General features: G+C 62.4%; 20 protein-coding genes. 7 read left to right on the top strand and 13 right to left on the bottom strand.

The features are described from left to right. Positions 1–18: 18 nt before the first annotated feature. The 8 genes from CLV47_RS17555 to CLV47_RS17510 form a co-directional block, all read right to left on the bottom strand. Complete coding sequence (locus CLV47_RS17555; RefSeq protein WP_202862669.1) at positions 19–969, bottom strand: ABC transporter permease; 951 nt, start codon at positions 967–969, stop codon at positions 19–21. 1,576 nt (positions 970–2,545) lie between these two features. Continuing rightward, positions 2,546–3,187, bottom strand: coding sequence for a TetR/AcrR family transcriptional regulator (locus tag CLV47_RS17540; RefSeq protein ID WP_106350418.1), 642 nt, complete (start codon positions 3,185–3,187; stop codon positions 2,546–2,548). A 95-nt stretch (positions 3,188–3,282) separates the two neighbouring features. Then, positions 3,283–4,107, bottom strand: a complete 825-nt coding sequence (locus CLV47_RS17535; RefSeq protein WP_106350417.1) for an enoyl-CoA hydratase-related protein — start codon at positions 4,105–4,107, stop codon at positions 3,283–3,285. A 61-nt stretch (positions 4,108–4,168) separates the two neighbouring features. Beyond that, a complete protein-coding gene (locus tag CLV47_RS17530) occupies positions 4,169–5,710 on the bottom strand; it encodes an AMP-binding protein (RefSeq protein ID WP_202862668.1) in 1,542 nt (513 codons plus the stop codon). 71 nt (positions 5,711–5,781) lie between these two features. Continuing rightward, positions 5,782–6,675, bottom strand: coding sequence for an AMP-binding protein (locus CLV47_RS17525; protein ID WP_106350416.1), 894 nt, complete (start codon positions 6,673–6,675; stop codon positions 5,782–5,784). A gap of 239 nt (positions 6,676–6,914) precedes the next feature. Continuing rightward, on the bottom strand, positions 6,915–7,622 hold the full coding sequence (locus CLV47_RS17520; RefSeq protein ID WP_202862667.1) for a YoaK family protein: 708 nt from the start codon (positions 7,620–7,622) through the stop codon (positions 6,915–6,917). A gap of 345 nt (positions 7,623–7,967) precedes the next feature. Continuing rightward, positions 7,968–8,801 carry a GntR family transcriptional regulator gene (locus CLV47_RS17515; protein WP_202862666.1) on the bottom strand — a complete coding sequence of 278 codons (834 nt, stop codon included), beginning with the start codon at positions 8,799–8,801 and terminating at the stop codon, positions 7,968–7,970. Positions 8,802–8,849: 48 nt separating this feature from the next. Further along, a complete protein-coding gene (locus CLV47_RS17510) occupies positions 8,850–9,266 on the bottom strand; it encodes a hypothetical protein (RefSeq protein WP_202862665.1) in 417 nt (138 codons plus the stop codon). 21 nt (positions 9,267–9,287) lie between these two features. On the opposite strand from CLV47_RS17510, the gene CLV47_RS17505 reads away from it, so the two are divergent. The 7 genes from CLV47_RS17505 to CLV47_RS17475 are packed head-to-tail and all read left to right on the top strand — an operon-like array spanning position 9,288 to position 18,668. Continuing rightward, positions 9,288–11,174 (top strand): gamma-glutamyltransferase family protein, encoded by a 1,887-nt coding sequence (locus CLV47_RS17505; RefSeq protein ID WP_238145490.1) that lies wholly within the window; start codon positions 9,288–9,290, stop codon positions 11,172–11,174. Between the two features lie 4 nt (positions 11,175–11,178). Beyond that, positions 11,179–12,888: an ABC transporter substrate-binding protein gene (locus CLV47_RS17500; protein ID WP_106350412.1), complete on the top strand. Its 1,710-nt coding sequence runs from the start codon at positions 11,179–11,181 to the stop codon at positions 12,886–12,888. Between the two features lie 8 nt (positions 12,889–12,896). Continuing rightward, entirely contained in the window at positions 12,897–13,898 is a 1,002-nt protein-coding gene (locus tag CLV47_RS17495; RefSeq protein WP_106350411.1) for an ABC transporter permease, read from the top strand. Next, on the top strand, positions 13,895–14,767 hold the full coding sequence (locus CLV47_RS17490) for an ABC transporter permease (protein WP_106350410.1): 873 nt from the start codon (positions 13,895–13,897) through the stop codon (positions 14,765–14,767). Before CLV47_RS17495 ends, CLV47_RS17490 begins: the two co-directional genes overlap by 4 nt. After that, positions 14,764–16,611: a dipeptide ABC transporter ATP-binding protein gene (locus CLV47_RS17485; protein WP_106350409.1), complete on the top strand. Its 1,848-nt coding sequence runs from the start codon at positions 14,764–14,766 to the stop codon at positions 16,609–16,611. Before CLV47_RS17490 ends, CLV47_RS17485 begins: the two co-directional genes overlap by 4 nt. Continuing rightward, positions 16,604–17,416, top strand: a complete 813-nt coding sequence (locus CLV47_RS17480; protein ID WP_106350408.1) for an alpha/beta fold hydrolase — start codon at positions 16,604–16,606, stop codon at positions 17,414–17,416. The genes CLV47_RS17485 and CLV47_RS17480 overlap by 8 nt, the downstream gene beginning before the upstream one ends. 31 nt (positions 17,417–17,447) lie before the next feature. Next, a complete protein-coding gene (locus CLV47_RS17475; protein ID WP_170111134.1) occupies positions 17,448–18,668 on the top strand; it encodes an FAD-dependent monooxygenase in 1,221 nt (406 codons plus the stop codon). Between the two features lie 44 nt (positions 18,669–18,712). Here the strand turns inward: CLV47_RS17475 and CLV47_RS17470 are convergent, their stop codons facing one another. Genes CLV47_RS17470 through CLV47_RS17450 form a run of 5 tightly spaced genes read right to left on the bottom strand, consistent with a single transcriptional unit; the run spans position 18,713 to position 23,662 of the window. After that, a complete protein-coding gene (locus tag CLV47_RS17470; protein ID WP_106350406.1) occupies positions 18,713–19,294 on the bottom strand; it encodes a hypothetical protein in 582 nt (193 codons plus the stop codon). After that, entirely contained in the window at positions 19,291–21,189 is a 1,899-nt protein-coding gene (locus CLV47_RS17465) for a type IV secretory system conjugative DNA transfer family protein (protein WP_106350405.1), read from the bottom strand. Before CLV47_RS17465 ends, CLV47_RS17470 begins: the two co-directional genes overlap by 4 nt. A 17-nt stretch (positions 21,190–21,206) precedes the next feature. Further along, positions 21,207–21,815, bottom strand: coding sequence for a hypothetical protein (locus tag CLV47_RS17460; RefSeq protein ID WP_146135426.1), 609 nt, complete (start codon positions 21,813–21,815; stop codon positions 21,207–21,209). Beyond that, positions 21,812–22,903 (bottom strand): peptidoglycan DD-metalloendopeptidase family protein, encoded by a 1,092-nt coding sequence (locus CLV47_RS17455; RefSeq protein WP_106350403.1) that lies wholly within the window; start codon positions 22,901–22,903, stop codon positions 21,812–21,814. The genes CLV47_RS17460 and CLV47_RS17455 overlap by 4 nt, the downstream gene beginning before the upstream one ends. Beyond that, positions 22,904–23,662, bottom strand: coding sequence for a hypothetical protein (locus CLV47_RS17450; RefSeq protein WP_238145489.1), 759 nt, complete (start codon positions 23,660–23,662; stop codon positions 22,904–22,906). Positions 23,663–23,717: the final 55 nt, after the last annotated feature.

Below are 23,717 nucleotides of genomic sequence, written 5' to 3'. Positions count from 1 at the left end.
ACGGTGCCGAGATCGCGGTCATCGCCGCACCTTCGGGTTGATCCAGCCGTAGGACGTGTCGACAATTAGGTTGATCACGACCACCACTACGGCGACCATGAGGACGTATGCCTGGACCACTGGGTAGTCGTGGCGCAGGACGGCCGCGATGGCGACCGAGCCGAGGCCGGGGATGGCGAACACCTGCTCGACGACCACGACACCGCCGAGCAAGGTCGCGGCCTGCAGGCCGAAGACCGTGACTACCGGAATCGCCGCATTGCGCAACACGTGGCGACGCACCAGCCAGCCCCCGTTCGCACCGCGTGCACGCGCCGCGAGCATGTACGGCTTCGCCATAACGTCAACTACACCGCCGCGCGCCTGGCGTGCGACCTCGGCGCTCAGCGCGAGCGCCAAGGCCACGCAGGGCAGCACGATATGGCTGAGCCAGGGCCCGATACCGTCTGAGATCGGAGCGTAGCCGGTGGCAGGGAACCACTTCAACTTGAAGGCAAACAGGGAGACGAGCACGAGCCCAACCCAGAAGCTCGGCATTGCGATGCCCAAGGTCGCCAAGAGTGAGACGACCCGATCCACCCACGTCTCGCGACCGAGTCCGGCGGCCGCCCCTGCCGCGACGCCGAATACGGCAGCGAGAAGCAGGGCGAGCAGCGTTATGGAGAGAGTAGCCGGCGCGGCCTCCCAGAGGCCCGTGGCGACCGAGCGGCGCGTGAAGAGCGAGTCGCCGAAGTCGCCATGGACGACGCCTCCGAGCCAGTTCAGATACTGCACGATCAGAGGCCGATCCAGTCCCAGCTGCGCCCGCGCGATGTCAAGCTGCTGCGGCGTTGCATCCTCGCCGACGACGATGTCGGCGGCGTTGCCAGGTGCCAACTGAAGCAAGAAGAAGACCACGACCGACACCAGTAGCACGGTGCCGACGGCTCCGGCCAGCCTTCGGCCGACGTGGCTCAACCTACTGCGCACTTGCTCAACTCCAAAGAACTCAATGACCTGTCAGTGAAGGGCATCACTCTCGCTCAAAGGCTGAACCTACACACGGTTAGAGACTATGTCAATCATCATAGGACCGGGCTCGGGCGCATCGCGACCCGTCCCGCGCAGCTCTCGTCCGGGCTTGGCCGCCAAAACCGCGGCCCACTACGGGTGGCAAACTCACTCGGATGCGGCGAGCAAACGAATGCTCGAATGGAATGAACATGGGTCGGTGACGGCATCGCCGTGCGGATCGCGCATACACCCGTCGACATGGCCGGCGAGGCCACGTTCGTGCGCGCTCTGCCGCGGGAGATCGGAACCCAGTGGTCCTCGGGGAGGGCGCCAGCCGGGTACCGCTGGACCGCGACTGCGGAGGTTCGCGGCCACAACCTGCACTAGACATGGCCGACGCTGACGTCTGCGGAGCAACGACAGCCGAACCGTCAGTTGTGGGCTTCGGCCCGAATCGTGCACGACGCGAGCCCGTCCCTCAGAACGCATATCGCCTCGCAACGGGGTTTCATACGGGCAACGCTCGGCGATGCTACGGCGGCGGCTAGACGCGTCGGCGTCGCAGTAGGGACCGTCCATCAGTCGCGGCTTCACGAAGTCACCGAGGGCTACTTCCGGGCAGCACTCGAGGCCGCGCAGACCGTCAACCACGGCGACCTCGCCCTGATGAACGCCCTACGGGACGGCGAGGCCGTTGTCTTGCTGGGTTTTGGAGCTCGTCGTGCTCGGCCAGGTCGAGGACGACCTACGTCGACAGGTATCAGAGACCCGAGTATGAAGAGGGCCAGTGCGTTGCTTCGGAAGCAGGCGCCGCCGCGACCGAAATCGCCGCTCGTCACATGGATCCGGTTCATGGTCGGCGCCTTATCCGCGGCGCCGCGGTTCTCGACCAACTCCGCGCCTTGGCATCTGGCTCGCCCGGGATGGTATCGAGGACTGGCAGCCGAGCCGGCCCCTCACTTACCTACTCGACGCCGAGGGCGGTTATCCCGCGACCCCGTTCAGATAACCGGCTCTTGCGCGCTGGCGCATTCAGACCCCGACTACACCCTCGATCGCGAAGAGTCTGATGTTCATCAGTCTCGTCGCTTCTTCGCTTGTCCGACTGGCAGCGCCGGCCGCGGCGAAGGACAGGGAAATTCTGGAATTCCAATACACCCGTGCGCGGAGCAAACAATCCACGGGCTCGATGACGCCCTCCAAGTCAAGCTCAAATTACGGGCTCGCACGTACCATATTGCGCGACGACGTCGACCCTGACCGGCGCTACTAGCATTGCCGTACGCCGCGGCCGGCCAAGAGATCGACCGCTTGGGGAGTTCTCGGCCACTCCGCGCGGCGCCCAAAAGGCTAAATTGATAAAGTCGGCCGAGTCGGCCCACTTGATTTTTTGAGCGAGGCGCCGGGCCGTTGTAGGCCACCCGGAAGACACTGCCTGTTGATCGAGTCGAGGCGAGCCCTAGTCAGGTATGTCTCCAAGTGCTCCAAGAGGAGTTGCCTCGGCCGGAGCGCTGATGGCCAACGCCTAGTCAGCGGGTCGCGTGCGATCGCTTTAACGGTGGCCTTGCGGATCTGACTTGGGCGCCGGTATCGGGCCAATGCCGAGTGCGGCCTCGGTGAGCCTGGCCAGCGTTTCCATGCATGCGTCAAGATCGAGGGCCGGGTCGAGCTGGTACTGCAAGCCGATCCCGAAGACTGCCCCATTCACCACAGTAAGCAGCAGGTCGAGCGCCTCACGGTCGGCGTTCGATCTGCGGGGAGAACCGGTGGCCGAGCTAATCGCATAGCCGGCGGCCTTGCGCCGGGTCCGGAAGAACTCGACATAATGAGTGTGCACCGGGCTGTCGGATGAAATAGCCTCGGTAAGCAACATGTAGAGCACGCCGGCGGTCGGGCCCCGCATCCACTCCTTGAGTCGGTCGAATACCTCGCGCACACCACCCGGGCCCGAAGCCGCGATTGAGCCAGGCGGCATTAACTGATCCACGGCACGCTCCACCACCGCGATCAGCAAGCCGTCCTTGTTCGCGAAATGCCAGGGGATTGACCCTCGGCTGATACCAGAACGCTCCGCCACGTCGACGAACGACGTTCGGGAAAAGCCTTTCTCTGCGAACAACTCCTCCGCGGCATCCATGATGCGGCGGCGACTCTCTTCACCGATCTCTTCTATCCGGCTTTTGCGTAGCGGCATGCGCCGCACCTCACTGTCGGCATCTATCAAGTATCCGCCCAGCCCATCTCATCGTATGTCACACGCCATACCGTATGTTTCCATGTCCAGCATAGTCACTCAGTCCCCAGACGAGCGTACTGCGGCGCCCGCTTCTCCAGAAACGACTGCCAGCCCTCCTGAATGTCACCACTGTCGACGCACGCAGCAAGCAACGAACTCGAGGCTCTGGCGGAGTTAGTGAGAGTCCCAGACAGGTCCGCATAGATCTGCTTCTTGATGGTCGCCATCGACGTGGGCGAGCACAGCAACAAGGTCTGGAGATACTCCCGCGCAGCTGTGAGGAGCTCGCCCGCGGGCAGCACTCTGTCGACCCATCCAAGTCTGAACGCCTCGTCGGGCTGCACTCGGCGCGAGGAGATCAGGACGTCGAAGGCCGCACCCGGTCCGATGAGTCGCGACAGAAGCCAACTGCTCGCGCCCTCGGCGACAGTGCCACGCTGCGAGAACGCCATCGTGAACATCGCCTCCTGCGACATGAAGCGAAGGTCGGCCCACAGCGCGATGACCGCCCCCATTCCGACGGCTGGGCCGTTGACCGCAGCGATCACCGGCTTATCGAGGTTGCGCATTAGTGCAAATGGACCGGCCGTCTCCGCGTTCGTCGCCAACGACTCATGAGCAGACGCAGGTGCCGCTGGCTTCGGCACTCGGAGGTCGTCCAGCGTGAGGTCCTTGAGGTCACCGCCGGAGCAGAATGCCCGCCCCGTTCCGGTGACGATCACCCCGACCACCCGTCTGTCGTTGCCCGCACTCGTGAGCGCGTGCCCCAACTCGCGGGACATCGTCATCGTCCACGCGTTCAGCCGTTCCGGGCGGTTCAGTGTGATGGTGGCGATCGGATCGTCCACGTCGTACAGGATGGTCTCGTAGTCAGTCAAGGGTCTTCACTCTCAGGTTCGGGTTCGGGTTCGGGTTCGGGTTCGGGTTCGGTCAGGAGTATCAGATTGTGCGACCCGTCGCGGCCCAGTAGGGCTCGCGAAGTTCGCGCTTGAGGATCTTGCCGGAGTCCAGACGCGGGATCTGGTTGATGAAGTCGACCACCTTGGGCGCGTTGAAAGTGGCCATCCGGTCCCGAATGAACATTTGTACGTCGCCCGCGGTGACCTCAACCGTGCCATCCAACTCGACGGCAGCCGCCACCGATTCGCCGAACTCCTCATCCGGGATGCCGAACACCGCCACATCGCGAACTCCCGGCATGGTGAGGAGAACCTCCTCGACGGCCGGCGGGTAGATGTTCACCCCGCCGGAGATCACCATGTCCTTTTTCCGATCGCTGAGGTATAGGAAGCCGTCATCGTCCAGATAACCGATGTCGCCGGCGGTCAGGAACCCATCCTTCTCCATCTCGGCGCGCGCGTCAGGACGACCTTCGTACTCGAAGTCAGGCTGTTGCGCGATCTGGGTATAGATCTCCCCCGGTTCCCCGATCGGCATTTCATTGCCGTCGGCATCGAGGATCTTGACCTCTACGCCGGGTAGCGCCTTCCCCACCGTGCCCGGATGTGCCATCCACTCCTGCGCAGTGGCGCCGGTGCAGACGCCGGTCTCAAGGCTCCCGTACATCTCGTATACCACTGGGCCCCACCAGTCGATCATGGCCTGCTTGACGTGCCTCGGGCACGGGGCAGCAGCATTGGTAACGTGGCGCAGGGACGACACGTCGAACTTCTCGCGCATATCGACCGGCAGCTTGAGCAGGCGGCTGTACATGATCGGCACGAGGTACAGGCTGCTGACCTGTTGCTCCTCAATGATCCGTAGCAGGTCCTCGGGATCGAACTTCGCCTGGAGCACGACAAAGCCACCGGCGCGCACCCAGCCCAGGCCCCAGAAGTGTGGTGCGCCGTGGTACATCGGGCCCGTCACGACGGCGCGGGCGCCGGGTACCACGCCGAAGTACTCGGCCATCCGCGAGTAGTAGCCGTCCTCGGTCATGGCCTCGGCCGACTTGGCCTTGCGACGCACGCCTTTAGGGTTGCCCGTCGTGCCAGAGGTGTACATCATGGCGCCCGGCGCGGGCACCGGGGCGTCGGGCCATGGATCGAACTCATCGACCCAGGTGTCCCATGCGACCAGCCCGTCAGGGACAGCACATAGGTCTTTGGCAATGCCGTACGCCTTGCCGATGTCATCCGGCGTGGGGACCACGCGGATCTCCATGCCCTCCGGGATCAGGCCGAGTACTGGGCGCAACAGGTCGGCGTGCGCGACTACGACCTTGGCCTTGCAATCGCGCAGTATGCCGAGCACGTCCTCTGGCTTGCCGTGCCAGTTTTGCGGGACTGATGCGGCGCCGATAGCGCCTGCCGCGAGGGTCGCTTCGAAGAACGGGATGTCGTTGCGGAGCAGCAGCGCCACTGCGTCACCTGAACCCACGCCGATCGAGTCGAGTGCCGTTGCCGCGCGAAGGGCGCGCTCATTGAGCGTCTCGGTCGAGATGAACTCATCGCCCCGCAGGATCCCCGATTCTTTGATCACTTCAAACCTCCGGCTGTCGGTCGAAAAAACACTGGTTTGGCCACTACGCTGCTCAATCTAATCTATAGCATTTAACCATTGCTATGCTGATCAGCATAGCAACTAGATTGAACGGCCGCTTGCGGGCCATTACCGCTCGCGCAACTGGCGCTTGAGGATTTTTCGGAGTCCAGCTGCGGGATCTCGTCAAGGAAGTCGATTACCTTGGGCACCTTGTAATTCGCTAGGCGCCTGCCTACGAAGGAACGTACGTCGTCAGCCGTGACCGCCACGCTGTCCATGTCCTTTTTCCGATCGCTGAGGTATAGGAAGCCGTCATTATCGTGATAATCGATGTCGCCGGCGGTCAGGAACCCATCCTTCTCCATCTCGGCGCGCGCGTCAGGACGACCTTCGTACTCGAAGTCAGGCTGTTGCGCGATCTGGGTATAGATCTCCCCCGGTTCCCCGATCGGTACCTCAATGCCGTCGGCATCGAGGATTTTGATATTCACGTCCACGAGTGCCTTGCCGACCGCGCCCGGATGAGCCATCCATTCCTGCGCAGTGGCGCCGGTGCAGACGCCGATCTCGAGGCTGCCGTACTGCTCAATGAGCACTGGTCCCCACCAGTCGATCATGGCCTGCTTCGTGTGCTGCGGGCACGGAGCGCCGCCCAACACGACGTGGCGCACCGAGGACACGTCGTACTTCGCGCGGGTCTCATCGGGCAGTTGCAAGAGACGGTTGAACATGATCGGCACCAGCATCAGGTTGCTGATCTGCTTTTCGTAGATAAGTCGGAGCAGGTCCTCTGCGTCGAAGCGGTCCTGGAGCACGACGAAGCTGCGGCTGCGAACCCACCCTAGCGCCCGCGAGGAATGCCCGCCGGACCGGGGAATTCCTTGCTTGACGCTAGGAAAATACTTCTGCGTCACTGCAAAAGAAAGCGGCTGCGTGGGCCACGCCGACATGCTGTTGGTCATGCCCCCGCGCGCCCTCGTTGGTGCTGACCATCATCGGTCCTGCCGTGTCGAAGATGCTTAGCGCTAGTCGTCTTGGCGGGCCGGCGGTGATGGCGCTGGCGGCCGCGCGCTCGTGTGCTGCGGGCCGCTCAAGAATGGTCTGGGGATAGACCAGGTCGCTACGGCGATCGCGACGGCTGCCGTGATAGAACCACGCGCCCCGCGCGGTCGACCGCATCGGGCATCTTCTGCTTAGACGATCATCGCTGATTCGGCTCAGCCCTTTTGTTGCTTCGAAAATGAACCGCGCCGACAAATGCAACAACCAAGGTTATAGCGCCAGAGGCGCAGAGCCCCGCACCGAGGTGCCACCTTAGGAGAGTTGCGCCTAACGCCGCACCGCTTAGCATTAAGGCGATGGCCGCTACCCGACGCAGTCCCCGCCCGTCCCCACCGCTGCCGAGTGCCAGTTCGGAAGCGAGCGCCGTAATCGTGGAGGTGATGACGACGGTGGTGACGTCCTTGACCGCTATAAAGCGAGCGGCGCCGGCCTGCGCGCCCATAGCGCAACCGAGCAGGGAGGTGGTGATGACCTGGACTGTGCTGGAAGGGTGATCACCGACAATCAACAACGTCGCCGCGAGCACGAGAATAAGTAGCCCAATGGTTCCGAAGAGGAGGCTAAGGCGATTGCTCCAGCCCGATTGTGCTTTGCGTAATGACCTTCCTGCGATAGTTGCGCCTAGGAAGAAGCCGAAGAACGCGATCAATGGCCCGACAACCGGAAAACCTCCAGCTCCCAGGAGGCCCATCCCGAGGACGACGACGTTGCCTGTCATGTTGCCAGCAAAGACTCGATCCAGGCCAAGAAAGCCGACGGCGTCAACGATCCCAGTCGAAAATGTCAACAGGAGCATGAGTGCCAGATGCGCCGAGTCAGTGGGCACGCCGGCTAAGTGGCTTTTCAAGAAATGACCTTTCGGGAGGGGCACGAGGCCTGATTGGTGAGGTGTATGGCGAGCCAATTCCTGCGGCGTGAAATGCCGCGGCTTGATGAGGGAACATCGTCGCGGGCGAGGCGCAATTTGACAGCGCGAACCCGTTTTACGGTCTAACCGTGCTGAAGCCCTAGCTTCGTTATTCCATGCCGCTGACGTCGAACCGGTGTACGACTCGTGCTGCCGCTCGGGTGGTTAACCGGATCCCATTAGCCCAGCAGCCACGGCACACTCACTCCTCTATTCGGGGTAGAAAGCATAGTGCTGCCTTGACAATGGCGCGCCCTGGCTTCCTGGAGGTTGTCTCGCGCGAGGTCAAAGAAGTTTGCCACTGTGTTGTGCCGGAACCCCGTCCTGGTCTCCTGAATACGAGACCGGTCGAGCGGAAGTGACGTCTTCGCTGTTCTGAATCGGACGAATACTCTCCTGTTCGTCTTGGACCCGGGACTCGACCCATCGCGCCGTCGCCTGATTGGCATGCTTGAAGTGCGCAGCCATTAGTCGCCGCGCCGTGCTTGCGTCGTGATCTGCGATTGCCTGGCCGATTCGGTCGTGCTCCGCCAGGTTCTTACGGAGTAGATGGGTATTGCCCGCATATGCGCCGAAAGAGAGGTTGCGGGGCATACGCCGATGCAAGTCCATAAGGGTCAAGCTGAGTTGGTGGTTTCCGGCGGCTTCGACGATGACCGAATGGAAGTCTTCATTTGCATCACCCCACATGTCTGCGAGGTCGTGGCGGTCTGTTCTCTCGACCGTGTCGAGAGAACAGCGGAATGCGTCCCATGCGTGATGCATACGGCTAAGTTGGGCGTCGTTGATACGTTCTGCGGCGAGTTCTGCGGCGAGGCCCTGGAGTTCTGAGCGCACTTCTCCAAGCTCGCGGATGTCTCGACTTGAGGGGCCGTTTACCCGAGCGCCCCGGTTCGGAACGATGGTCACGACGCCCTGCGCCGCCAGAACTCGCAAGGCCTCACGTACAGGGGTTCGACTGACGCCATAGTCTTTGGCCAAGGCACTGTGGCGTAGCCAGGTCCCGATGGGGATAGCGCCGGTAATGATGGATTTTTGCAACTCGGTCAGAACGCGGTCGGTCGATGACAGCTTTACCTCAACGTCGTAGTGGCTCCCGTCGGCTGCATTCGACGTCACTCGCGGGCCCCTCGGATCCCTAATGGACGACAAGGTCGAGCGACGCGGTCAGAATCTGGTGGTCGTATGTGGACGGGTCGTTGTGCCTCGACCATTGGTCTCATGCGGTAAGGGTCCTTCGCTTGGCGATTCTTGTAGTAACTCGATGATGTAGTGCGTAACCGGGTGGTCCTCGAGATTGCGTAATCGATGGGGCGGAAGCGGACCGCCCCGACCAACAGTCTTGAAGAAGGCGTATCCACGCTCGGCCTCTTGGGCGACCTTCCACTCATCATCGCCGTAGTCCTGACCCTGCGCGCGGCCGGCCGTCGGCCACAGGATGAGGTGGTCGTGGTGATGCTCATGGAATTCATAAGTGCCCCCCTCCGCCTCAAGGTTCATGGCCCACACGCGTATCCGATCATTCTCGAAGACGAGTTCGTCGCCTGGGGCAGAGGTAAACGTTGGAGTGGGTTCCGGAGTCACGTCGTTCATTGAAGTCCCTTCGTGGGCGACGCGCTTACGTCTTTCGATGTCGCGTTTCATCCAACACTGGCTTATATTGCATCCAATCATATCAATTTCAGATGCAACACGAGAAGGTGCCCGGTGACCCCCCATTTTTTGACACGTCCAGATCTAAAAGGCTCCTTCGGCATGTGCGCCTCGAGCCACTGGATTGCATCGGCCGTCGGCCAGTCGGTACTGGAGAGGAACGGCAACGCCTTCGACGCGGCGGTCGCTATGGGATTTGTCCTGCACGTGGTGGAACCTCATCTGAACGGGCCAGGGGGAGAAGTCGTTGCACTTATCGCGCCAGTGGGAAGCCGACCGCAAACGCTAAATGGTCAAGGAGTCGCCCCCGAAGCGGCCACGATCGCGCATTTCGAAAGTCTAGGCCTAGACATGGTGCCAGGGGCCGGTGCATTGGCTGCGGCAGTGCCGGGTGCGTTCGATGCGTGGTTGCTGCTCTTACGTGATCACGGAACATGGGAGCTTGCCGACGCCCTTGCATACGCAGAACACTACGCACGCATCGGGCATAGCGTCGTTCCTAAGGAAGCCGACACGATCGCGACCGTTGCCGGGCTTTTCCGCGAGCATTGGCCGACGTCAGCGGCGCAGTGGCTCGTGGACGGTACGGCGCCGCAAGGTGGTCAGTGGGTGCGGAACTCTGCGTATGCGCGAACTTTGAATCGTCTGGGCGCGGCGGCCGTGGGGCCCGATCGTGAAGCGCGAATCGATGCCGCACGCCGGGAATGGCGCAGCGGATTTGTAGCTAAAGCGATCGATGCTTTCATCGAGTGCACTCCGCATCGCCACGCTTCGGGAACGTCCCATTACGGCGTCATCACCGGCCAGGACATTTCCGATTTCGAAGCTAGCTACGAAGACCCAATCATTGGGCAGTTTCGCGGGACTGACATCGTCAAACCAGGACCATGGTCGCAAGGGCCAGTGTTGTTACAGATCATGGCGATCTTGGATGGGTATTCCGACTCTGAACTCGATCTGGCGAGCGCGGACAGCATCCACCGCGTGCTCGAAGCGATGAAATTGGCGCTTGCCGACCGTGACGCCTACTACGGGCCTGATTTACCCGTAGAGACACTTCAGACTCTGATCTCGGCAGAGTACGCAAACAGTCGGCGCGCCCTCATCGGTGAGACCGCGTCGCGAGATTTACGCCCTGGCGACCCGGGTGGGGTTTCGCCGTTTCTCCCCCCTCTGCGCCACGACGCGCCTATTGCAGGCGGCTTGGACATCGGAACTGGCGAGCCGACGGTTAGCGTCACTGGGACGACCCAAGGCGATACCTGCCACCTCGATGTCGTAGACCGCTGGGGAAACACGATCTCGGCGACACCTTCCGGAGGGTGGTTGCAGTCCTCGCCGACGATCCCCGAGCTTGGATTCCAGCTGGGTACACGACTCCAAATGACATGGCTTGACAGACGTAGTGCATCAGCACTGCGCCCGGGTGGGCGACCCCGAACTACGCTTTCACCCACCCTGCTTATGCGAAACGGCGAGGCCGTGAGTGCTCTTGGATCGCCCGGCGGAGATCAACAGGACCAGTGGCAAGCGCTTTACCTCGTACGTGTGCTTGCGGGTGGGAAATCACCTCAACAGGCAATCGATGCGCCAGCCTTTAACACGACGGCTTACGTAGGCAGTTTCTGGCCACGTCAATGGAACCCCAGAGGAGCCACAGTGGAGGACCGCGTCGGTGCAGAGGTGATCTCCGATCTTGAACGCCGCGGTCACGTGGTGACGCGTGCCGGCGAGTGGGCGCTCGGTCGATTGTCCTCCGTCACCCGTGATCCGAGCGCGGGGATCTTCTCTGCGGCCGCCAATCCGCGAGGTGCGCAGGGTTACGCGGCCGGTCGGTAATTCCATGTCGGATCGTGAACCTCTGGCGACACTGGTGAAAAAATTTGCTGCGGCATCTAGCGCAAATGAGAATTGGATGCAATCATCTCTAAATTGCATCTCCTCGTCTGTCTATGGAAGGGCAACCTTGTCCAAAGTAATCGGCATTCATCGCGGCGGCGCTCTCGTGGCGCTTCTTGTCACCGTCATTCTGGTTCTCACTGCATGCAGCGGCAACGGCTCGTCCGAAAGCAAAGGAGAAGGTTCCACCCTCAAACTTCTTCTGCCGTTCCTCGCGGACACCTGGGATACTCGTGACACCTCGTCGGTCGAGCTAGCACCGGGCCTGCTCGTCAACGAGCCGTTGATGACCTACCAAGCTGACGGCACGTTTGCACCGACGCTGGCTGTGAAGGTGGACCACCCGGATCCACTAACCTACGTATACACATTGCGCACCGGTGTCAAGTTTTCCGACGGCGCGAAGCTGACCCCTGAAGATGTCAAGTATTCGTTCGACCTGCACATCGCCAAAGGCACGACGTCCAAGATTGCGCGTTACTGGGCGGGCAAAACGGTGTCGGTCGAAGGTGCCGATCAAGTGAAGGTCACACTTCCGGGCCCGGATCCAGAGTTCCCGTACACCATCACCAAGACCGGTATCGTAGAGAAAGCGTATTACGAGAAGAACAATGGCCAGGTGGGGACGCCTAATGTGCCCCAAATCGGGACGGGTCCATACACTTACGAGTCGTTTAGTGCAGGGACCTCGGTGACATTAGAGCGAAATTCTGGATACTGGGGCAAAGAGGCGCCGTACAAGTCGATCAGTTTCGTAACGCCGAAAGATGACGGAAGCAGACTGCTCGCGCTACAGTCGGGCGATTACGACGGGATTTTCCTTCCCCCGCTTAGTCAAGTGCCCGCCATTAAAGCCGTGCAGGGTTTGTCCAGTGTGAAAACATCCGATGTTGCTATCTACCGCATAAGTTTCGACATGAAGAAGGCCCCGTTTGATGACGTGCACGTCCGTAAGGCAATTACACATCTGGTTGATCGCGAATCCTTAATCAAGACTGCTTTCGGGGGTGAAGCGACCATTGCGAATTCATTAGTGCCTAAGGAAACTCTAATTGGACTTGCCGACGCTGCGCCGGTCGATAGTGCCTATAAGAAGTTCGGCTCGGAATTGACCTATGACCTATCCGCTGCGAAAGCTGAACTGGCTCAATCCAGTGTTCCTAGCGGGTTTGACGTTGAAGTTCCAGTCCACGCGAGCGATCCTACGGAGTCCTTGATTGCCCAAACGCTTGCTCAGTCACTCAAACAGATAGGCATCAACGTATCGGTGAAATCGGTTGACGACGCTACCTTCGGCAACGCGGTCTACCTTGATCACACGACGGGCGGACTGATGGTGGACTCCTGGAATGCGGGTTCACCAGAACCGGGGAACCTGCCGTTCAGCGTCCTCACTCCTGGCTCGATCGCGAACCTCTCACAGCTTGACGATCCAGCCGTCAACGAGGCTTTGAAGGCCTACCGCAATCTTGAGCCCGGTACGGAAGCTCAGACCAAGCTTCTGGACGCGCTGACGGCGGCTCAAAGCCAAGCAGCATATGTCCCCATCGCCTTTTCCAATATCTATACATTTGCGATTGACAGTCTGCAGGTCAAGGACTTCACCTCGTTTTGGTGGCTGACGCCCATTATTGAAACTTTGGTGAGTAAGTGAATCGAACTATGGTCAGGGAGACCACCATCGGGACCTCTCGACCTCGGTCGCAGGCTTCGCGTGTCTTGGCGTTCGTGGCAAAAAGACTGCTTACGGCGATCATGGTGCTGCTGGTCGTTACGGTTCTTGTATTCGCTTTCATCCATGCCGCTCCCGGCGGTCCCGAGCAGGCGATCGCCGGCCCCGACGCCGACCCTGCTCAACTGGCTGCGATCCGTGCGACCTACGGCCTTGACGACCCACTGCCCCAGCAGTATCTGCGATTCTTAGGGTCATTAGCGCACTTCGATCTCGGAACCTCCTACTCACTGCACGAGTCGGTCATTTCGGCGATATGGCGGGCGGCGACGGTGGTGACCATCCCCCTACTGCTCATCTCATGGTTTCTCTCGACCACAATTGGTAGCCTCCTCGGCTACTTCGCCGCTCGTAGCCGAGGAGGCGTCCTAGATCGCACGATTGTCGGATTCGCCATCCTCGGGGCGAGTTCGCCGATTTTTGCCACGGGGATGCTGATCTCGTATATTTTCGGCGTAAAACTCGGTTGGTTCCCGTTCATCGGGGTCGGTGGCGACGAGAGCCTCCGGCAACTAGTGCTGCCCGGAGCAGCCGCAACGGTTCTGCTATTGGCATCGTCAACCAAACTGGCCAGAGTCCGGTTCGCCCAGATCCTGGATGAAGACCAGGTAACGTTCGCGCGGGCACGGGGACTTTCCCCGCAATATATTGCAGGGAAAGCGATTCTGAAAAACTCGGCTGTCCACCTGGTGACATGGTCCGGGTCCCTATTTGTTGCGCTGCTTGGTGGTCTGGTGGTGGTCGAGCAGGTATTTAGCTTATCCGGGGTTGGAACTCTGCTGATCAACGCCATCAGCGCTCGGGACATTCCACTTATCCAGGGCATCACACTAGCAATCGCGATCGGAGTGGTGCTGGTCAATCTGGCCGTGGACTTGATCTGCCTCGCCATCGACCCACGGGTCAGGCTTGGGCTGGAGGTAGAAGCATGACATCGTTGGACGCAAGTATTGGCGAAACGTTCGGCGATCGCAAGCGACAGTGGGGCTATTCGCGTCCGCCAGTGATCGTCGTACTCGCCACGTTGGTGCTGATCACTGTGGTCGTTCTTGTCGCGTTCCCTGGTGTCGCTCCCTACGACGCTTCGTACATCAACCCCGGCGACGCCCTCCAGGGACCTAGCTCTCGTCATCTGCTTGGGACGGATCAACTTGGTCGGGACATCTTGTCTCGAGTAATCTTCGGCGCCCGCACCGCATTCCTCGCACCGCTCGCCCTCGCAGGCATAACGATCCTGCTTGGCTTGGTACTTGGCCTACTCGCTGGCTTCGCTGGTGGATGGGTCGACAGTGTCATCAGCCGAATCGTCGATGTGCTCTACTCTATCCCTGCGTTGATGGTTGCCATCATCGTCGTGGGGGTCACCGGAGGCGGTTTGGTCCTAGCACTACTCGTGTTGATCGTATTCAACCTACCCACCAACGTTCGTTTAATCCGTGCTTCGGTACTCGAGCGCGTTCGGCTGCCCTACATTGAGGCTGCCCGCACCACCGGACTTTCGAACGCGGAAATCCTGGTCAACCAATTGATCCCCGCATTGGTACCACTCCTAGTTACCACCTTTTTCCTGCAATTCACCTACGGGATCGTAGAGGTATCGTCCCTGTCGTTCCTGGGTCTTGGTGTCCCTCCTGGATCGCCAGACTGGGGCCGGATGATGTTCGAAAACCGGGCGCTACTTTCCTCCAACATGTGGGCGACTGCCGCCCCTGGCATTCTGTTGGTCCTACTGGCGGTCTCGGCGAACGTTATCGGTGACTGGGTATTCGCTCGGCACGAAAGCGAGGTAAGGGAACGATGACAGTGACCAACGAAGTGACGAGCACACCGCATGGGACGCGCGCGGCACTCGATATCGCTGATCTAAGTGTCGCATTTCGGCGAGATGGCCGAACTGTGCGGATCGTCGACGGTCTGACCATTCACGTTGACCCAGGCGAGGCCGTAGCAATCGTTGGCGAGTCCGGTAGCGGAAAGACAGTCACAGCCAAATCTGCGTTGGACCTCCTTCCACATGGGCTTCATATCAAGGGCGACGTCCGTGTCCAGGGACGAGAGACGGGCCAGTTGAATGACCGGGACCGGCGAGCCATGCGCGGAACCGAAATCGCCATGATCATGCAGGACCCGTTCACCGCGCTCAATCCGCTGGAGCGGTGTGGCACGCAAATTACTGCGGCTTTGCGGCGCCCGAACGGGCGACGATTGCCCAAGGCCGAACGGCGTACCGAGGCGATCCGGCGGCTCCGCGAGGTCGGTATCACCGATCCTGAAGTAGCGGATCGGTATCCGTTCGAATTGTCCGGTGGGATGAGCCAACGCGTGAGCATCGCTGCGGCGATCGCGCAGAATCCGAAGGTACTTATCGCTGACGAGCCGACCACGTCCCTCGACGTGACGACTCAAAAGGAGATCCTCGAGCTCCTGGCGCGTCTTCGTGCTACCCACGGCCTCGCCCTGGTTCTGATCACACACGACCTCCGCGTGGCCTTCTCTGTCTGTGATCGCGCATATGTCATGTATGCAGGCCAGGTCGTCGAAACTGCCAGATCAGCCAAACTGGTCGCCTCGCCAGCTCATCCGTATACCGCCAATCTATTGCTGGCAGATCCGCCATTGGATCGACGCGTCGCTGTACTGGCAAATATTCCCGGATCGGTACCGGCACCGGGAGCCCGTCCGACCGGTTGCAGTTTCGCTCCTCGCTGCATCTGGGCTCAGGACAAATGCAAAGAGGCTCCAGTAGGGCTAGTGCCCGTCACGGACCGAGACCACCTGGCTCGTTGCGTGCGGCACGAGGACATCGCAGACGAAATCCGAGCCATGAATCGCGAACACGATCGCGCGGAAGATACATCGAACCAACGTCCTCGAGAGGGCGCCGTCATCGCAACAACCGCGGCACGCCGAACCTATGGAGCCAAGGTCGCGGTGGGAGGCGCCACGATCAAGGTGCACAACGGCGAAAGCGTGGGCATCGTTGGAGAGTCCGGGTCAGGAAAGACAACCCTAGCTCGAATGCTCATCGGGCTGACACGGCCCACATCAGGCGAAGTCTTGGTCGGAGGTGTCGACTTAGGCGCGCGACCGTCTAAGGACGATTGGGAACGCGTCCGATCGACCGTGCAGATGGCCTTTCAGGATCCATTTTCCACACTCAACCCCCATCGCACAGTCGGTGCAACCCTTCGAGATGCACTGCGCATGGTCTCTGGGAATGATCTTCACGCGCGGACCGAGGAACTCCTTGACCTCGTGGGCCTACCTGCGTCGTACGCAAACAAAATGCCCGCCCAGCTATCCGGCGGCGAAAGACAGCGAGTGGCGATCACCCGTGCCCTCGCCCGCCGACCATCAGTCATGATCTGTGACGAGATCGTATCCGCACTCGACGTTTCGGTGCAGGCACACATCCTAAATCTGATGCGCAGGCTCCAGAACGAGCTAGGTCTCGGCTATGTCTTCATCACACACGACCTCGCCGTTGTGCGACAGATCACCGATCGGATCTACGTTATGCAGCACGGCGAGATCGTCGAGGAGGGGGCCACGGAACAAGTTCTCGATCACCCGACTCAGCTGTATACCCGCCAACTGCTCGACTCCATACCCACGACAGGACACGGTGCCACGAACAATGAATAGGCAAGCCGTCGGCTCAGGGCCGGCACCCATAACACGACACCTCGAAACCAACGGTTTGAAAGTTGCGTACGTTGAAGTTGGCGCAGGCGACCCACTCATACTCATCCACGGAGCAGAAAGCGATCGTCATCAGTTTGCGAGACTGCAGAAGTACCTAGGTCACGACTGCCGCTCGATCTCATATGACCAGCGTGATTCGGGTGCTACCACTAGCCCGCCCGAACCGTTCACAATGACGGACCTGGCCGCCGATGTCGTCCACCTGATGGATGCGCTTGGTATCGATAGAGCTCACGTGCTGGGAACCTCGTACGGCGGCATGATCGCGCAACATGTCGCACTTGACTACCCGGACCGGTTGGCATCCCTGATTCTCGTCAGCACCACCCCGACCACATCAGTACGAACTCCAGAGTCGGAACGACTGGTCGCGATGTCCGCTGAGGAGCGTTCCGAGGCGTTTATCGACTTGCTAGTGACGCCGGAAGGACGCGCCAGTCCAGAGGTCGCGGCGCAGAGCCGCCGCGCGCTAGCCCCCCGCACCCCGGAGCAGACTGCACGCCGACGGGCGGCCGCGGCGAACCATGAAACGCGGAACCTGCTCAACTCGATCGAGGTACCGACATTGGTTATTCACGGTAGCGATGATCGTGTTACCCCGGTTTCGTGGGCGGAACTCCTTGCCGAGCAGATCACGCATGCGCAACTGCGCACTATCAAGGGAGCCCGTCACGGACTCACCACCGAATTCCCCGAGAAGATTGCGGACTACGTTCGGCAATTCATCGGAGCGTCGGCTATATGAAAGCAATGGCAATCCGCCCATGGAGGACACCGTGACCGCATCCGCACCTCGACATGCCCTCATATCCGGCGCCAGTGTCGCCGGGCCTGTCGTCGCATACTGGCTTCGCCGCGCCGGTTGGCGAGTGACAATTGTCGAGCGCGCATCCCACATTCGCAACGGTGGCTACCCGATAGACGTCAGGGGAACAGCGGCAGAGGTCACACAACGCATGGGGGTATACGACCAGATCAAAGATGCTCGTTTAACCCGCACGGTATCCCAGGTCATCCGGCCGAACGGTCGCAAGCTGATCAAGGTCGCCCTGAACGACATCATCGCCGGAGTAAACACAATCGATGTGGAGCTCGCAAGGGGCGAACTGACTCAAATTCTTTACGACGTCACAGTCGGGGACGTCGAGTACGTCTTTAACGACTCGATCGCATCAATCGTTGAAGTGACCGAGGGCGTGCACGTCACATTCGTGAATGCAGATCCTCAGACATTCGATGTCGTCATCGGCGCAGACGGAATCCATTCCACAACCCGTCGGCTTGCATTTGGGGACGAGTCGCAGTACATCCACCACCTCGGGCCTTGCGTTGCGATCTACAACCTCTCAAATTCAGCGATCGAGCCTGGAAAAGGCTATATATATACGCAACCCGGTAAAAGCCTATCTGTACGACGATCGACGGCCGGCCCGGCTCGTGTCTTCGCTGCGTTCGTCGTGGACGATCCAAGCGCGATAGATGTCGACGATGTCAAAGCAGCCAGCCGAACAATGAAGGAGATCTATCGTGGCGCCAAGTGGCCGTTGGCGTCCGGTCTGGTTGAAGCGGTAGAGACCGCTGACGAGCTGTACTTCGACACGGTCAGCCAGATCAAGATGGCTACGTGGAGCCGAGGACGGATTGGACTCGTCGGTGATGCTGCGTTTGCGCCATCCTTCCTATCTGGTCAGGGCACCAGCATCGCGATTCTCGGAGGGTACGTCCTCGCCACAGAACTTCAGGCCACCACAGATGTCAGCGCCGCACTCAACGCATATGAGACGCGCCTACGGTCGTTCATCGAGAAGAATCAGGCCCTTGCTATCCGTAAGAAGTCGAACGTGCTGCCGAGAGACGCCAAATCCTTGCGGCAGCGGAACCGGCGATTTGTGACTGTACCGATACTCAAGCGACTCGGTTTGATGCGAACGCTGAGCGGGGACGTTCGGGAAGCATCGAACGAGTTGTCGATCGCCGATTACGGGCTCGGCCGGTGACTGGATGGGCGGGATCGACATGCGCCATCGTTGGTCGTTGAGCGTCACAACTTCCACCTCTCGGCTGTGGCCTGTTCGTCCGGCGCATCAGACGGTGCCGACAGTTTCGCTTCGTCGTCTTCCGGTAGCCGGGGCGGCGACGAGATGAGGACCGACAAACGTGAGCTGTAGTCGTTCAAAATCTGTGATGTCGTGTCCGTGCGGGCATCGTGGTACCCGATCTTCGGGGCGAGGTCGTTCCAGTCTCGCGGGTGCTGACCGGCGCGGCACGCGTCCGGGTCGCGACCGAGCCACATCGTGACTCTGTCTTGGAAGCCCGGCAGGGTCCGGTCGTAGAAGTACGCCGCGTCCCCGGGCGTCGCCGCGGACCCGTGGAAAGCGCTGGCCCACACCGAATACAGGGACGCGATCTCCCGCGCCAGTCCGGGATGCGCCGGCCAGCAGTACGGCACCAGCTGCGCCTGTTTCACCACGAACGTGGCGTTGTAGTCGCGCACGAAGTCGACCAGCGTCACCGACAGACTCTCCACGAGCTGCTCGTCGTTGGAGTCCCACGACCATGGCAGGTCGGTACCACCTGTGACGTGGAGCCGGTCCCAGATGTGTTCCGGACTTGGTTCGGTCAAAATGTGCCTCCGTCAGTGTGAATAGCGTTCTGCGCGACCTGGTCGCGGTACTGCTGCGCGTGCCGCGCGCGGTCTCTGGTGCGCTGGTCGCGGGTGTTGGTGCGGGCCCGAACGACGATGTCGCGGACTTTCGTCTCCTCGCCCGTGATGGTCTTGCGCAGCTGCCGGTTCTCGCGGAACGACGGCGAGTAGGCATACATCAGTGGCTCACCCGCGATCCGGATCACCGACTCCCCATCGCGCAGCTGCTGCTGGTCGGCCGCGGTCAGCACGTCGCGCCACTGCTCGGAATCGGTGAAATGCGCGCCCGACCAAAAACCGCCACCGACCGAGACGCTGGTGACCGGGGCGTGCCCCGCCTGCTGCGTAATGGTCTGATGTGCCGACTTATCGAACCCGCCCATAATCGTCACTTGCACGGCTCCCTCGAGCGATTCGGCTTGGGCGCCATACAGTTCCTGTTCCTGGCGCATCGCCTGCACCGCATACACCAGGCCGATCCCGGCGGCGCGGTCTCTCGCGGCGATCGCCGGCAGGCTCGGCAGCGGGACCAGCCACCGCAGCTCGTCGAGGACGGCACACACCGGCGGTGCGTGCCGCTTGGCCGGCAGCGCTTGGGCGAGTGCGCGGGCTTGGTAGAACCATTCCTCGGCGAACAGGGTCAGGATCGGGGACGCGGCGCCGGCGGTGTCTTCGGAGGCGAGCAGGTAGATCGTCTCGTGGTCGGTGATCGAGGCGCGAATATCCAGGCAGTGCCGCCGCTCCCCCACGAACTCGTGACCCGTGGCGGACCCGAACGGGCCAAGGGCCAACACTATGAACCGCTCCACGCTGCTGGTGGTGCGTTCGGCGCGGTCGTCGAGGTGCTTGCTCAGCGCCATCCGTGCCCGCGGCTCCGCGGCGGGGTGATCGCGCAGAATATCTTTCGGCTCGCTGGAGTGAATGTTCTCCTGCCACCGCAGCACATCAGTGATCTCTAGGCCTGCTAGCGCGGCGGCGTGAAACCACGCCTCGATCACCTGGCGCGCGGACTCGCGCCAGAACGCGTCGTCGTTGTCTTCACGGTCCCCGTCCTCGCTGCCGGAGACCAGGGCGCGGGCGCGGCGGGTCGCGACCGTGAGGTCTTCACACCCGGGGATCGGGTCCCACTGCACCGGCGTGTACCCGTCGGCGATGCGGTCGGTGGGGTCGGAGAAGTCGACGACGCGGACCTGGCCGCGGGCCTGGCGGGCGATGACGGTCTGCTCGAACAGGTCGGCCTTGACCGACCCGATCAGTGCCGCGCCGGGCACGTCGCGCGCGATCGGCACCAGCAGCCGGGATGTCTTGCCCCAGCCGGGGCGGGCGATGATCCGGACTCGCTGCTCGAAGTTGACCCAGATTGGTTTCTTGTCCTCGCGGAGTCGGCCGAGGTAGTACCCGAACTCGGTCCCCGCTGCGCGGGACCGCCGCGCGATGTCGGGGCGCGTGTAGGCGCCGGCCTTGCGGACCGCGGCGAGGCTGAAGTCCTTACCCACCAGGCTCGGTGAGGCCAGTGCCTTGGTCCGCTCGTCACGGCGGGCGCGGCGCGCGACCGGCCGGACCACCAGCAGGACCCACACCACCAGCAGCACGAGGGCGGCGGCGATCCAGAACCGCAGCGGCCCGCCGCCGCTGATCGTCCACAGCGGCGCGTCGCCGCCCTTGAGCGCCGCGCCGAGTGCCGAGACGTGCAGCCGCGGGATCGCGATCGCCATGCCGCGCCCGTCCAGTAGTGCGGCGATACCGCCGCCGAACGACCACGCCAGGCCGGCGCCGATCAGGAACAGGATCGTCATCGCGGTGACCGCGATCCGTTCCTTGCGCGTGCGGGTAGTGGTCTGTCGCTGCGGGCTCGTTCGCCTGGTGGCCATCATTTCACTCCCTGGGTTTTCTAGAGGTCTGTGTAGTCGAAGGTGGAGACCAGCCAGCGGCCGTCCGGTTGCAGCGCGATGGTCAGGTAGATCGTGCGAGTGCGCGGGTCGGTGCGCACCGTGCCGCCGGAGCTAACCCACACCCACGTCGCGGTATACGCCCGGTACACCTCGGCGGCGGTGTCCGGCGGCGCGCCGTGAGTGTCTTCTGCGGTGTACACCGTCGGCGCGTTGTAGGACTTCGCCGACGCGGCGTCGGCCCACTCGGGGCCGGGGGCCGGGTGCTCGACCGGCGCCAGGGTCGCGGCCAGCGCGGGCGTCAATAACGCGCTCACGCGGCGGATCCCGTCGAAGTCGCTGACGTCGACGGTGGTGTCCCAGGTGACCGACGCGGTCGCGACGGCCTCGGCGACCGCTTCCGGATTCGTCGCGTCCACCGCGGCCGGGTCGATCGGCGCGGGCTTCGGTGGCGGCGCGACCGTGTCCGGCGATCGCGGGGCCGTGCTGGTGCCGGTCGTGCGATCGCGTGCCGGGCCGTCGGTGCTGCCGACGTTGCTCGTGCAGGCGGCGACCAGCGTCACGACCAGGCACGCGGCCGTAGCCGCGAAGCGGGAGCGTCGAGATCTCATCCGAGCTTCACCCCCTTACTGGTCAGGATCGGCAGTGGATCGATCGGCGTGCCGTTACCGGCGTACGCGTTGGTCGGCGAGCCGGGCGAGTAGATCTCGAAATGCAGATGCGGCCCGGTCACATCCCCGGTCGCACCCATCGTGCCGAGCGCGGTGCCCGCTTTCGCGGTGTCGCCCTCTGTGACTTTCAGGCTGCCGGTGACCATGTGCCCGAACCGCATCTGAAACCCGGTGCCGTCCTTGAACGCACCGACGACCGAGCAGCCGTACCCATCACTGCCGCACGTGGCGTACGTGATGAATAAGTCCACCGGGGCGGTGACCGTGCCGGCCGGCTGACCGTTCGGCATCGCGAGGTCGATACCGGCGTGCAGTACGCCCCAGCGCATCCCGAACGGGCTGGTCAATACAGCACCGGGAAGCGGGATCACCCACTGGCCGGGTCCGACCGGTGGCACGCCCGCCGCGGGTGCGCCGGGTGCGGTGCAGTCCCCGGAATACATCTGCTGCGCCAGTTCCGGGATTTTCTGCACGTACTTCTGCGTCTCGGCGAACGGCGGTACGCCCTGGTATTGCTCGATCCGCGCCGGGCCCGCGTTGTAGGCCGCGAGGGCCAGCACGACCGGGTCCGCGCTGGTCGAGGTCGCGATCGGCGTGACAGATGTCAGTAGGACGCCCATGTATGTGCCTTGCGCGGCGATCGCGGCCTTCGGATCGAACGGATCGCCTTCGCCGTAGGCGTCCCACGTCGCGGGCATGAACTGCGCCAGGCCTTGGGCGCCGGCGCCGCTGGTCGCTTTCGGGTTCCACCCCGATTCGGCCTCCAGCTGTGCGGCGAGGACTGGGGCGGGCACCCCGGACGCGGCGGACGCGGCCATCACGTCGGCGTTCCACCCGTTCGGGACGGCGCCAGAGCGTAGCCCGCTTCCTGGCGTACAGGTGATCGCCTGGGACGCGGCCGAGTCGGAGTCGTCCTGCCCGCCGACCAGGGCGAGCGTGATGGTGATCGTGATGACCAGGACCACCGCGACACCGGTGGCACTGATTTTCAGGCCGGTGTGGCGGTGCCGGAGCGCGGTGCGCAGCATCTACGCGCTCACACCCCACGCGCCGTCGCTGCCCACGGCCAGCATCGGCGTGATGCGCCACCGGTAGGCGACCAAGTCGCTACCGGCGCCCGCGTCATACACCTGGACCGCGGTCACCACCACCGGCGTGCTGGTGGCAGTCGCCGGCCTCGCCGGATCCAGTGACGCGGTGAACTGCAGGCAGCGGACCTTGGCCGCGGTGCCACCGGTCCAAGACCCCGCCACCTCGCCGGTCGCGTACGGCGCGAGACGGTCCGCGTGCTCGGTCGTCGACTCGCCCGCGGTGGAGGCGCAGGCTTCGCGCGCGAATGCTTCGGCGACGTGCAGCGCGTTGTGGTGGTCGATCTCGCCGACGTTCGGGCCGGGCGGTATCCCCTGTGGTGGCAGGACGTGTGTCCCGGCGTGCGGGTCCAGTCTCACCGGTACGGCCGCGGCTGGGGCGGTGCTGCCCGTGTCGCGGGGGTCGGACACGGGTGCGGAGCTCGTCGCCGCCGCGCCTGACTCGTCGGTGCCCGGGTCGGTGCCGATGACGTTCACGATGATCAACACGGCCAGCACGAGTACGGCGGCGATCGCGAAGGGCAGACCCGATGCCCGACTCAGCGCGTCCAGGGCGCGGCGCTGCTGGTGACGGTTCTCGGTCTGCCGCTGCGCGGCCAGGGCGCGGCGCTGCGCGCTCCGCGCCCGCCCGCCCGATGGCCGGCGCTTCGGTGCCTCGAGGATGGGGCCGGTGATGTCGTCCGCGTAGGACGTTGGCACCGCAGACAGCGGACGGTCCGTGTCCGCGGACTGCTCCGGATCGTCCGATTCCCAT

Origin of the sequence: Antricoccus suffuscus (genome assembly GCF_003003235.1) — a bacterium.
Classification (GTDB): domain Bacteria; phylum Actinomycetota; class Actinomycetes; order Mycobacteriales; family Antricoccaceae; genus Antricoccus; species Antricoccus suffuscus.
This window is presented reverse-complemented; position numbering and strand designations above follow the sequence as displayed.